At 64.0% G+C, this 12148-nt stretch carries 12 protein-coding genes; 11 read left to right on the top strand and 1 reads right to left on the bottom strand.

Annotated features, from left to right (window positions below):
• The first annotated feature begins 337 nt into the window (after window positions 1-337).
• The 7 genes from QRQ56_RS09065 to QRQ56_RS09035 all read left to right on the top strand — a co-directional run bounded on the left by QRQ56_RS09065 (window position 338) and on the right by QRQ56_RS09035 (window position 6819).
• Complete coding sequence (locus QRQ56_RS09065; protein ID WP_008551999.1) at window positions 338-1093, top strand: ABC transporter ATP-binding protein; 756 nt, start codon at window positions 338-340, stop codon at window positions 1091-1093.
• Window positions 1086-1832, top strand: a complete 747-nt coding sequence (locus tag QRQ56_RS09060) for an ABC transporter ATP-binding protein (protein WP_438739193.1) — start codon at window positions 1086-1088, stop codon at window positions 1830-1832. Before QRQ56_RS09065 ends, QRQ56_RS09060 begins: the two co-directional genes overlap by 8 nt.
• Before the next feature lie 34 nt (window positions 1833-1866).
• The gene (locus tag QRQ56_RS09055) at window positions 1867-3090 is read left to right on the top strand and encodes an ABC transporter substrate-binding protein (RefSeq protein WP_438739192.1); all 1224 of its coding nucleotides are present in this window, start codon (window positions 1867-1869) and stop codon (window positions 3088-3090) included.
• 74 nt (window positions 3091-3164) lie between these two features.
• Window positions 3165-4028: a branched-chain amino acid ABC transporter permease gene (locus QRQ56_RS09050; RefSeq protein ID WP_438739191.1), complete on the top strand. Its 864-nt coding sequence runs from the start codon at window positions 3165-3167 to the stop codon at window positions 4026-4028.
• A 1-nt stretch (window position 4029) separates the two neighbouring features.
• Window positions 4030-4998, top strand: coding sequence for a branched-chain amino acid ABC transporter permease (locus QRQ56_RS09045; RefSeq protein WP_438739190.1), 969 nt, complete (start codon window positions 4030-4032; stop codon window positions 4996-4998).
• Window positions 4999-5154: 156 nt separating this feature from the next.
• Window positions 5155-5799 (top strand): DUF47 domain-containing protein, encoded by a 645-nt coding sequence (locus QRQ56_RS09040; protein ID WP_438739189.1) that lies wholly within the window; start codon window positions 5155-5157, stop codon window positions 5797-5799.
• 12 nt (window positions 5800-5811) lie between these two features.
• Window positions 5812-6819 (top strand): inorganic phosphate transporter, encoded by a 1008-nt coding sequence (locus tag QRQ56_RS09035; protein ID WP_438739188.1) that lies wholly within the window; start codon window positions 5812-5814, stop codon window positions 6817-6819.
• Here QRQ56_RS09035 and sugE read toward each other — a convergent pair.
• Window positions 6812-7126: a quaternary ammonium compound efflux SMR transporter SugE gene (sugE, locus tag QRQ56_RS09030; RefSeq protein ID WP_438739187.1), complete on the bottom strand. Its 315-nt coding sequence runs from the start codon at window positions 7124-7126 to the stop codon at window positions 6812-6814. The two genes, QRQ56_RS09035 and sugE, sit on opposite strands and share 8 nt — an antisense overlap.
• 173 nt (window positions 7127-7299) lie before the next feature.
• Here sugE and QRQ56_RS09025 point away from each other — a divergent pair, with 173 nt between their 5' ends.
• From QRQ56_RS09025 to QRQ56_RS09010, 4 genes are all read left to right on the top strand, one after another.
• On the top strand, window positions 7300-8922 hold the full coding sequence (locus QRQ56_RS09025; RefSeq protein ID WP_438739186.1) for a peptide chain release factor 3: 1623 nt from the start codon (window positions 7300-7302) through the stop codon (window positions 8920-8922).
• Window positions 8923-9155: 233 nt separating this feature from the next.
• On the top strand, window positions 9156-9734 hold the full coding sequence (locus QRQ56_RS09020; RefSeq protein ID WP_438739185.1) for a hypothetical protein: 579 nt from the start codon (window positions 9156-9158) through the stop codon (window positions 9732-9734).
• Window positions 9735-9805: 71 nt separating this feature from the next.
• Complete coding sequence (locus QRQ56_RS09015) at window positions 9806-10390, top strand: NnrU family protein (protein ID WP_438739184.1); 585 nt, start codon at window positions 9806-9808, stop codon at window positions 10388-10390.
• 98 nt (window positions 10391-10488) lie between these two features.
• Window positions 10489-12081 (top strand): class I adenylate-forming enzyme family protein, encoded by a 1593-nt coding sequence (locus QRQ56_RS09010; protein ID WP_438740121.1) that lies wholly within the window; start codon window positions 10489-10491, stop codon window positions 12079-12081.
• Window positions 12082-12148: the final 67 nt, after the last annotated feature.

The following is a 12148-nucleotide window of genomic DNA, read 5'->3' as shown; positions in this document are numbered from 1 at the left end:
CGGGAAAATTTTCTATGAAGGCTGGCGCGGGGAACGAAAGACCGTTAACGACGACTTGATGACCGGTGCCTTTGCGAACCGGGAGGCCGGGCAGGCACGACATCGACCACTCCGACTAAGGGAGCATTTGTATCCCAGCCGGAGACCCTGATCTGCTCAGCTTTCCGCCTTGCCTAACCCCCGTCACCTCCGGCATATTCCGCGCCCGGAGAGGGCGTTCCGGACGGGCTCCGAGGAGTGGCTCCAAGGCCAGGCTCCATGGATTTGATCCAGGGCCTCCGGAAAGTCGAAGCAACAAGGATAGCCACGCATCTAGCGCGGGCAGGGGGAAATCTGTTTGGCCGATGAGTTTATTCTCGAAACGGAAGGCTTGACCAAGGAGTTCGCGGGTTTCTTCGCCGTCCGCGACGTTGCGCTCAAGGTTCGCCGTGGCAGCATTCATGCGTTGATTGGCCCGAACGGGGCCGGCAAGACGACCTGCTTCAATCTTCTGACCAAGTTCCTCAAACCGTCTGCCGGAAAAATCCTGTACAAGGGGCAGGACATCACCGCGATGGCGCCCGCCGACGTGGCGCGCATGGGGCTTGTTCGTTCGTTCCAGATTTCGGCGGTATTTCCGCATCTCACCGCGCTGGAGAACGTTCGCGTCGCGCTTCAGCGCCAGCATGGCTCTTCGTTCGATTTCTGGCGCTCCAAGTCGGTTCTCAACCGCTTCAACGATCGCGCGCGCGAATTGCTCAACGACGTCGGCCTTAGCGAATTCGCCAACACGCCCGCGGTCGAGATGCCCTATGGACGCAAGCGCGCACTGGAGATCGCAACCACGCTCGCGCTCGACCCGGAGATGATGCTGCTGGACGAGCCGATGGCCGGCATGGGCCACGAGGACATCGACAAGATCGCGGCGCTGATCAAGCGCATCTCCGCGAAATATACCATCCTGATGGTAGAGCATAATCTGAGTGTCGTGGCCAATCTCTCCGACATCATCACCGTGCTGACGCGCGGCCAGGTGCTGGCGCAGGGCCATTACTCCGAGCTCACCAAGGACGAGCGCGTCAAGGAAGCTTACCTGGGAGCCGGTCATGCCTGACACAGCGATCGCCGAGGCTCCGGCCAAGGCTGCGACCGGCGGAAACATCCTTCAAGTCCGCAACCTCGAAGCATGGTATGGCGAGTCCCACATCCTGCACGGGATCAATTTCGACGTGAACGCGGGCGAGGTCGTCACCCTGCTCGGGCGCAATGGCGCCGGCAAGACGACCACGCTGAAGTCGATCATGGGCATCATCGGCAAGCGTACCGGCTCGGTGAAGTTCAACAACCAGGACATCATCCGCGCGACCTCCGACAAGATCGCGCGCATGGGCATCGCATTCTGCCCGGAAGAGCGGGGCATCTTCTCCAGTCTCGACGTGCGCGAGAACCTGCTGCTGCCCCCGGTGATCCGTAAGGGCGGATTGCCGCTCGAGCAGATCTTCGACCTGTTTCCGAATCTGAAGGAGCGTCTCAACAGCCAGGGCACCAAGCTCTCCGGCGGTGAGCAGCAGATGCTCGCAATCGCGCGCATCCTGCGTACCGGCGCGAGCTTCCTCATGCTGGACGAGCCGACCGAGGGCCTTGCGCCCGTCATCATCCAGCAGATCGGCCACACCATTGCGCGGCTCAAGAAGGAGGGTTTCACGATCCTCCTCGTCGAGCAGAATTTCCGTTTCGCATCCACCGTCGCCGACCGCTACTACGTGGTCGAGCACGGCAAGATCATCGACGGGTTTTCCAATGCCGAGCTTGCCGCCAATATGGACAAGCTCCACACCTATCTCGGCGTCTAAACTGCCAACGAGAAAATTCAAAAAGGAAAGTTGCATGAAGACCAAGTCGATTGCATCGTTGCTGCTGACCACCGCGCTGACCTTCGCCGCTGCAGGCGTTGCCTCCGCACAGGACAAGTCCATCAAGATCGGTGCGCTGTCCGATCAGTCCGGTCTCTATGCCGATCTCGGCGGTCCCGGTTCGACGCTCGCCGCGCAGATGGCCGTCGAGGATTCCGGCCTCGCCGCGAAGGGCTGGAAGATCGACATCATCTCCGGCGATCACCAGAACAAGCCCGACATCGGCACCGCGATCGCGCGGCAGTGGTTCGACGTCGACAAGGTCGACATCATCGTCGATGTGCCGAATTCCGGCGTGGCGCTCGCCGTCAACAACGTCATCAAGGAAAAGAACGGCGTCTACATCAACTCGGGCGCGGCGACCTCGGATCTCACCAACGCGCAGTGCTCGCCCAACACCGTGCACTGGACTTACGACACCTACATGCTGGCCCACACCACCGGCCAGGCGCTGGTGAAGGCGGGCGGCGACAGCTGGTTCTTCCTGACCGCGGACTACGCCTTCGGCGCCGCGCTCGAGCGCGATACCAGCGCGGTCGTCACCGCCAACGGCGGCAAGGTGGTCGGCGGCGTCAAGCATCCGCTGAACACGCCGGACTTCTCCTCCTTCCTGCTGCAGGCGCAGGCGTCCAAGGCCAAGATCATCGGCCTTGCCAATGCGGGCGGCGACACCACCAACACGATCAAGCAGGCGGCCGAGTTCGGCATCGGCAAGGGCGGTCAAAAGCTTGCCGCGCTGTTGCTCTTCCTCACTGACGTCAAGGCGATCGGCCTCGAGACGGCACAGGGCCTCAACTTCACCGAGACGTTCTATTGGGACCTGAACGACCAGACCCGGGCGTTCTCCAAGCGCTTCGGCGAGAAGATGAAGAACGGCGCGATGCCGACCATGGTGCAGGCCGGCGTCTATGCGGGCGTGCGTCATTACCTCAAGGCGCTCGAAGCGCTGGGCGGCAATCCTCATGACGGCGTCAAGGTCGTCGAGAAGATGAAGTCGATGCCGACCGAGGACGAGTTGTTCGGCAAGGGCGAGATCCAGCCCAACGGTCGCACCATCCACAGCGCCTATCTGTTCGAGGTGAAGAAGCCCTCGGAGTCCAAGGGACCGTGGGACTTCTACAAGCTGGTCGGCACGGTGCCGGGCGATCAGGCGTTCACGCCGCTGTCCGAGAGCAAGTGCCCGCTGCTCAAGAAGTAAGATAACGGCCCGCAGGCCTTCAAGGCCTGCGGGCGACTTTCAAGTGAACGCCGAAGGGACCGGGTGCGGGATCGATGCAGGCTCTATACGCTCAGCTACTGGTGGGACTGATCAACGGCTCGTTCTACGCGCTGCTCAGTCTCGGGCTCGCCGTGATCTTCGGCATGCTCAACATCATCAATTTCGCCCACGGCGCGCTCTACATGATGGGCGCCTTCGTCGCCTATTTCCTGCTGAATCTCGGCGGCATCAACTATTGGTGGGCGCTGCTGCTGGCCCCCATCATCGTCGGCATCTTCGGCATGATCCTGGAACGGACCATGCTGCAATGGCTGACCGGGCTCGACCACCTTTACGGCCTGCTGCTCACCTTCGGCATCGCGCTGATTGTGCAGGGCGTGTTCCAGAACTATTTCGGCTCCTCCGGCCTGCCTTACGCCATTCCGGACCAGCTCAAGGGCGGCATGAATCTCGGCTTCATGTTCCTGCCGATCTATCGCGGCTGGGTGGTCATCTTCTCGCTGGTGGTGTGCATTTCCACCTGGTTCCTGATCGAGAAGACCCAGCTCGGCGCCTACCTGCGCGCCGCCACGGAAAACCCGACGCTGGTTCGCGCCTTCGGCATCAACGTGCCGCGCATGATCACGCTCACCTACGGCCTCGGCGTCGGCCTTGCCGCGCTCGCCGGCGTGCTGTCGGCGCCGATCAACCAGGTGCGGCCGCTGATGGGCGCCGACCTCATCATCGTCGTGTTCGCGGTGGTCGTGATCGGCGGCATGGGTTCGATCATGGGCTCCATCATTACCGGCTTCGCGCTCGGTGTGATCGAGGGCCTGACCAAATATTTCTACCCGGAGGCCTCCAACACCGTCGTCTTCGTGCTGATGGTGCTGGTGCTCCTGGTGAAGCCAACGGGACTGACGGGAAGGGCGGCCTGATATGACAACCCTGACGGACGACACGATTCCGGCAACCCCGCGCGCGATGCGCGACGAGATGATCGTTTTCGTGGTGATGGCGCTGCTGCTGGCATCGGTGCCATTCACGGGCGTCTACCCGTTCTTCGTGATGCAGGCGCTGTGCTTTGCGCTGCTCGCCTGCGCCTTCAACCTCCTGATCGGCTATGGTGGTCTGCTGTCGTTCGGCCACGCGATGTTCATGGGCACCGCCGGCTATTGCAGCGCGCATGCGCTGAAAGTGTGGGCGCTGCCACCTGAACTCGGCATCCTCGTCGGGATCGCGGCCGCGTTCGGCCTGTCGCTCATCACCGGCTACATCTCGATCCGCCGGCAGGGCATCTATTTCTCGATGATCACGCTGGCGCTGTCGCAGCTGCTCTACTTCATCTATCTCCAGGCGCCCTTCACCCATGGCGAGGACGGCATCCAGGGCATCCCGCAGGGACGCATGTTCGGTGTGTTGGATCTCTCCAAGCCGACGGTGCTCTATTACGTCGTGCTGGTCGGCTTCCTCGCCGGCTTCCTGCTGATCTTCCGCATCATCAACTCGCCGTTCGGCGAGGTGCTGAAGTCGATCCGCGAGAACGAGCAGCGCGCCATCTCCCTCGGTTACCGCACCGACCAGTACAAGTTCCTGGCGTTCGTCCTGTCCGGCACGCTGGCCGGTTTCGCCGGTGCGCTGAAGGTGTTCGTGGCGCAGAACGCCTCGCTCACCGACGTGCATTGGTCGATGTCGGGCGAGGTCGTGCTGATGACGCTGGTCGGCGGCCTCGGTACCATCTTCGGCCCCGTGGTCGGCGCCTTCGTGATCATCGCCATGCAGCAATATCTTGCCGGGTTCGGCCAGTGGGTGACGGTGATCCAGGGCTCGATCTTCGTGATCTGCGTGCTCACCTTCCGTCGCGGCGTCATCGGCGAAATCGCGCATTACTTCCGGCGCTCGCTCTAAATTATTGATATCGCGCCAGTTTCGCTGGCGCGATAATCCGGTGGATGATCCGGCTCCGCGGGCGTGAGATGACACGCACGCGGATCGAAAATGGTCTATGACAGTTTCATGACGGCCCGTTCGGGCCGGGCCATTTCCAACCGGTAGCCTTTCCTCATGATGCGATGGTTTCGCGCGTTCCTGCCCAAGGAAGAACGGTTCTTCGACCTGTTCGACCGCCATGCCCAGACGGTGATCCAGGGCGCGATCGCGCTGCAGGGCGTGCTGAACGGGGGTGAGGAGACGCCGGTCTATTGCCAGCGCGTCAACCAGTTCGAGAACGACGCCGACAACATCACCCGTGAGGTGCTGACGGCGGTGCGCCGCACCTTCATCACCCCGTTCGATCGTGGCGACATCAAGAACCTGATCACCTCGATGGACGACGCCATCGACCAGATGCAGCAGACGGCCAAGGCCGTGATGCTGTTCGAAGTCCGCACCTTCGAGCCGCCGATGCGCGAGATCGGCGGGCTCTTGATCGAATGCGCCAATCTGGTGGGACGCGCGCTGCCGCTGATGCAGTCGATCGGCCCGAACGTCGCCATGCTGACCGCGATCACGGAAGAGCTGACCAAGCTGGAGGGACGCGTCGACGACCTCCATGACATCGGCCTGAAGGAGCTGTTCCTCAAGCACCGCGAAGGCAGCGCGATGAATTTCATCGTCGGCGTCGAGATCTACGACCATCTGGAGAAGGTGGCCGATCGCTTCGACGACGTTGCGAACGAGATCAACAGCATCGTCATCGAGCAAGTGTAGGGCAGGGCTGCTGTGGACGCTGCGCTCGGTCTTCCCGTCCTGGTCGGCTTGATCGCCGTCGCGCTGCTGTTCGACTTCCTGAACGGCCTGCACGACGCCGCCAATTCGATCGCGACCATCGTCTCGACCCGCGTGCTGCGGCCGCAATTCGCGGTGTTCTGGGCCGCGTTCTTCAATTTCGTCGCCTTCATGGTGTTCGGGCTGCACGTCGCCCAGACCATCGGCACCGGCATCATCGATCCCGCGATCGTCGACGCCCAGGTGATCTTCGCGGCGCTGGTCGGGGCCATCGTCTGGAACCTGGTGACCTGGGCGCTCGGCATCCCGTCCTCGTCGTCGCACGCGCTGATCGGGGGGCTGTTCGGTGCGGGCGTGGCCAAAGCCGGGATCTCCGCGACGGTCTGGAGCGGATTGTCCAAGACGGTGATTGCAATCGTGCTGTCGCCGCTCGTCGGGTTCCTGCTGGCGATGGTGCTGGTTGCGATCGTGTCCTGGGCGTCGGTACGATCCACGCCCTTTGCGGTGGACCGCGCCTTCCGCATCCTGCAATTCGCCTCCGCCTCGCTTTATTCGCTCGGCCATGGCGGCAACGACGCGCAGAAGACCATGGGCATCATTGCCGTGCTGCTCTATTCGCAGGGCCATCTCGGCGGCGAATTCTTCGTACCGTTCTGGGTGGTGCTTTCGTGCCAGGCGGCGATGGCGATGGGAACGCTGATGGGCGGCTGGCGCATCGTCCGCACCATGGGCCTGCGCATCACCAAGCTGACGCCGATGCAGGGTTTTTGCGCGGAAACCGGCGGCGCCGCCACCCTGTTCATGGCGACGTTCCTCGGGGTTCCCGTGTCGACCACCCACACCATCACCGGCGCGATCGTCGGCGTCGGCGCCGCCCGCCGCCTCTCGGCGGTGCGCTGGAACGTCGCCAGTTCGATCGTCTATGCCTGGGTCATTACGATGCCGGCATCGGCCATCGTCGCGGCGCTGACCTGGTGGGCCGTCACGATTTTCGTCAAGTAACCAGCTTCAGCCCGACGATCCCGGCGACGATCAGCCCGATGCTGGCAAGGCGGAGCGCCGTGGCCGGCTCCCCGAACAGGATAATGCCGAGTGTCGCGGTACCGACCGCGCCGATCCCGGTCCAGACCGCATAGGCGGTTCCGACCGGCAGCGATTTCAAGGCGAGGCCGAGCAGGATGACGCTGCCGGCCATGGCCGTGAGCGTGATCACGGACGGAACGAGCCTGCTGAACCCTTCCGTGTATTTCAGGCCGATGGCCCAGGTGATCTCGAGAAGACCAGCGACGAACAGGATGCTCCAGGCCATGACGACCCTCCATTCAAGGCAGGGGCGTCCCCGCGGCTGACATGCTGATGGGCGGGGAGGTCGTCCTCCCCCAAGGCCAGTATGGCCAAGGCCGATATGGGGCTGGCCGGAAGGCCTCGCAATCACCAAATGAGGCTTGATCAGGCCCGTTTTCCCTGCCACACGCTGCCGCCATGTCCGACATCGCCACCACCACAGCCGAATCGCCGGCCCGTTCCCCGCTTGCGGCCGAAGTGGCGCGGCGGCGCACCTTTGCGATCATCTCGCATCCGGACGCCGGCAAGACCACGCTGACCGAAAAACTGCTGCTGTTCGGCGGCGCCATCAACCTTGCCGGTCAGGTCAAGGCCAAGGGCGAGCGGCGCAACACGCGCTCGGACTGGATGAAGATCGAGCGCGAGCGCGGCATCTCTGTCGTGACCTCGGTGATGACCTTCGAGTTCGAGGGGCTCGTCTTCAACCTCCTGGACACGCCGGGCCACGAGGACTTTTCGGAAGACACCTATCGCACGCTGACGGCGGTCGATTCCGCCGTCATGGTGATCGACGCCGCCAAGGGCATCGAGGCGCGCACCCGAAAGCTGTTCGAGGTGTGCCGTCTTCGCGATATCCCGATCATCACCTTCATCAACAAGATGGACCGCGAGAGCCGCGACGTGTTCGAGCTGCTCGACGAGATCGAGAAGACGCTGGCGCTCGACACCACGCCGATGACCTGGCCGGTCGGCCGCGGCCGCGACTTCCTCGGCACCTATGACGTCATCAATGGCGGTGTGCGTCTGCTCGAAGGTGGCGGCGCCAAGACCGGCGCTGCCCAGCAAATCGAGATCGCCGAGCTTGCCAAGCTCAACGCCAATCTCGACGCATCGGCGGTGAAGGACGAGCTCGAGCTCGTCACCGAAGCGTCAAAACCGTTCGAGCTCGAAGCTTTCCGCGAAGGCCATCTGACTCCGGTCTATTTCGGCAGCGCGCTGCGCAATTTCGGCGTCGGCGATCTGCTCGAAGGCCTCGGCAAGTTCGCGCCCGAACCTCGCGCGCAGGACAGCGACCAGCGCAAGGTCGAGGCCACCGATCCGCGCATGAGCGCCTTCGTGTTCAAGATCCAGGCCAACATGGATCCGAACCATCGCGACCGCATCGCCTTTGCGCGCCTCTGCTCCGGCAAGCTCAGCCGCGGCATGAAGGCCAAGCTCGTGCGCACCGGCAAGAGCATGCCGCTGTCGAGCCCGCAATTCTTCTTCGCCCAGGACCGCTCCGTCGCGGACGAGGCCTTCGCCGGCGACGTCGTCGGCATCCCCAATCACGGCACGCTGCGCATCGGCGACACGCTGACCGAGGGCGAGGATTTCAACTTCGTCGGGGTGCCGAGCTTCGCGCCGGAAATCGTCCGCCGCGTCCGTCTCACCGACGCGATGAAGGCGAAGAAGCTGAAGGAAGCGCTGCAGCAGATGTCGGAAGAGGGCGTGGTGCAGGTGTTCCGCCCGCGCGACGGCGCCCCGGCACTGGTCGGCGTTGTCGGCGCGCTGCAGCTCGACGTGCTCAAGGCGCGGCTCGAGGCGGAATATTCGCTGCCGGTCGAGTTCGAGGTGAGCGAGTTCCAGCTCGCGCGCTGGGTTGCCTCGGAGGACCGCAAGAAGCTCGACACCTTCCTCGCCGCCAATACCTCCAGCATCGCCGACGACGTCGACGGTGATCCCGTTTATCTGGCGCGGAACGAATTTTATCTCGGCTATACCAAGGAGCGCGCCGAGGGCATCGAGTTCACCAACGTCAAGGACGTCAAGAAGAGGGGGTAGGGGGGCGGTCGTTGCGCTCACCCCTGCGGCCACACCATTGCTGTCATTCCCCGCGAAGGCGGGGAATCCAGTACGCCGCAGCCTATCGGTTTCATCTCCGCCGTCACGGAGTACTGGGTCGCCCGGCCCTAGTGCGCAATTGCGCACTGGCCGGGCGACGACACCGAAGTTGAACGCGAGCATGTGACCGCGTGTGGGCTTGACGTGTTCATTCGCGATGCCACGTTCGCATCATGTGGCGCAGCATTCTCGTCATCATCCTGCTGGCGATCTCGACAGCCCCAGCCGACGCTCGGCCGCGGCAGATCAATCCGATCCCGTTCGCCCATGAGCCGTGCAGCGTACTCGACGGCAGGCCCTGCACGCCGTCTTATTGCAGTCCGCTCGAACCCGGGCCCTGTATTCCCGAGATCGACTATCCCTATGGCCAGAACCTCCAGCTCACCATCCAGAGCGTTCCATCGGAGGCCGATCGCGCCAAGTACCGGAAGCCCGATCATGATCTCGATACGATCGGCGATCTCTTTGCCGCGTTGCGCAGTTGCTGGTCGCCGCCATCGGACAATGCGCGCGCGGGCATGCAGATGTCGGTGCGTTTCAGCTTCAACAGGGATGGCGGCCTGGTTGGCCCGCCGCGTCTCACCTTCGCGACGGCGAGCGTGCCCGCCGAGACCCGCACCACCTACCTCGACGCGATCAATTCATCGCTGAACGCCTGCCTGCCGCTGAAATTCACCGGTGGGCTCGGTGGCGCGCTGGCCGGGCGGCCGATCGCGATCCGTTATGTCGACAATCGCGAGCTCGGCAAGTAGCGCGTCAGTTGCGAGCGTCGGCCAATCGATGATACGCCATTGGCGGGGGCTGCTTTTGCGGGGAGGATGTCGTGGGTCTGCTGGTCATGATCCTGGGGCTGGTGCTGTTTTTCGCGGCCCATGTTTTCACAACCAAACGAGACGCGCGCGCGCGGGCGATCGCGAAGCTGGGCGAGGGGACCTACAAGCTCCTCTACACCGTGGTCTCGCTTGCGGGCCTCGCGCTGATCGTCTGGGGCTTCGCCCATTACCGCAGTTCGGGCTGGATCGACGTCTGGTATCCCCCGAAGGCGATGAAGCACATCACGGTCGCGCTGATGCTGCCCGCGGTGATCATGGTGGTGGCCTCCTATCTGCGCGGCCGCATCTATGCGGCGCTGAAGCATCCGATGCTGGCCGGCGTCAAGCTGTGGGCCGCGGCGCATCTTCTGGCCAATGGCGATCTCGGCTCCATCATCCTGTTCGGCTCGTTCCTGGGCTGGGCGGTCTATGACCGCATCTCGCTGAAGCATCGCGCCGACGCCGGCGGCCCGCCCATTCCGGTGGGCGGCGTCAGCAACGACCTGATCGCGATCGCGGTCGGCCTCGTTGCCTATCTGGCCCTGGCGTTCGCGTTCCATCCGGTCGTGATCGGCGTGCCGGTCGTGGGCGTGTAGCGGGGGATCCGGACCCGAAAGGGCCAGCGGATCAGCGCAAGACCGTTCCGCGCAGCCGTGTGCGGAACGTGACAAAGCAACAAGCCGAGGGCGTTCCGATGGACTGGTCGCAATCTCAGATCCCGCCGATGCGGCTGGAGGCGCGGTTCGGCGATCGGGTGGTGCCGGCGTTCTGCGACCGGCCCGCGAGCCTGTGGGCGATGATCGCGGACGCCAGCGCCCGCAACGGCGATGGCGAGGCGTTGATCGCAGGCGAAGTCCGGCTGAGCTGGCGGCAGGCCGTGGAGCAGGCCAGACGGATCGCGGCGGGCTTTCGCAAGCTGGGATTGCAGCGCGGCGATCGCGTCGCGATCCTGCTCGGCAACCGCATCGAATTCCCGCTGCTGCTGTTTGCCGCCGCGCATGAGGGTCTCGTCACGGTTCTGCTCAGCACGCGCCAGCAGAAGCCGGAGATCGCCTATGTGCTGACCAATTGCGGCGCGAAGATCCTGATCCACGAAGCCTCGCTCGCCGAGCGGCTGCCCGACGCGCAGGACGTGCCTGATCTGGTGCACCGCATTGCCGTCGACGACGATCCGGCCCGATCCCGCTTCGCCGCGCTCACGGGCAACGCCCCGCCGCCGGCGCCGGTCGAGGTGAGCGAAGAGGACACCGCGATGATCCTCTACACCTCGGGCACCACGGGCAAGCCGAAGGGCGCGATGCTGGCCCATTGCAACATCGTGCATTCCTCGATGGTGTTCGTGTCCTGCCTGCAATTGACGCAAGCGGATCGCTCGATCGCCGCGGTGCCGCTCGGCCATGTCACCGGCGTCGTCGCCAACATCACGACCATGATCCGCAGCCGTGGCGCGCTAATCATCATGCCCGAGTTCAAGGCCGCCGATTACCTCAAGCTCGCCGCGCGCGAGCGCGTCACCTACACGGTGATGGTGCCGGCGATGTACAATCTCTGCCTGCTGCAGCCCGATTTCGACGGTTACGATCTGTCGAGCTGGCGCATCGGCGGCTTCGGCGGGGCGCCGATGCCGGTCGCGACCATCGAGAAGCTCAAGGCGGCGATCCCGGGTCTGAAGCTGATGAACTGCTACGGCGCGACCGAGACCACGTCGCCCTCGACGATCATGCCGGGCGAGCTGACCGAGAGCCACATCGACAGCGTCGGCCTGCCGTGCCCCGGCGCGCGCATCGTTGCGATGGATCCGGATGGACGCGAGCTGCCGCCCGGCGAGATCGGCGAGCTCTGGATCCAGGGCGCCTCCGTCATCAAGGGCTATTGGAATAATCCGACGGCCACGGCTGAAAGCTTCACCAGCGGATTCTGGCACTCGGGCGATCTCGGCTCGGTCGATGCGGAAGGGTTCGTCCGCGTGTTCGACCGGCAGAAGGACATGATCAATCGCGCCGGCCTGAAGATCTATTCGGCCGAGGTCGAATCCGTGCTGGCCGGCCATCCCGCCGTGGTCGAGAGCGCGATCATCGCCAAGGCCTGCCCGGTGCTGGGCGAGCGCGTCCACGCCGTGGTGGTGACGCGCGGACCGGTGGCGGATGCGGACCTGCGGGCGTGGTGCGCCGAGCGTCTGTCCGACTACAAGGTTCCCGAGACGCTGGAGATCACGGCCGACCCGTTGCCGCGCAATGCCAATGGCAAGGTCCTGAAGCGGCAGCTCCGGGAGCTCTGGGGAGCCTGAGTCGGGGCAGGGCCATCCGGCTCTCCCGGGTGGTTAACGCCTTGATCGGGCTCGCTTTGCCTTGCCA

Origin of the sequence: Bradyrhizobium sp. U531, assembly GCF_051710265.1 — a bacterium.
Lineage (GTDB): Bacteria > Pseudomonadota > Alphaproteobacteria > Rhizobiales > Xanthobacteraceae > Bradyrhizobium.
The sequence above is the reverse complement of the archived record's forward strand: the minus strand, read 5'-3'. Positions and strand labels throughout refer to the sequence as shown.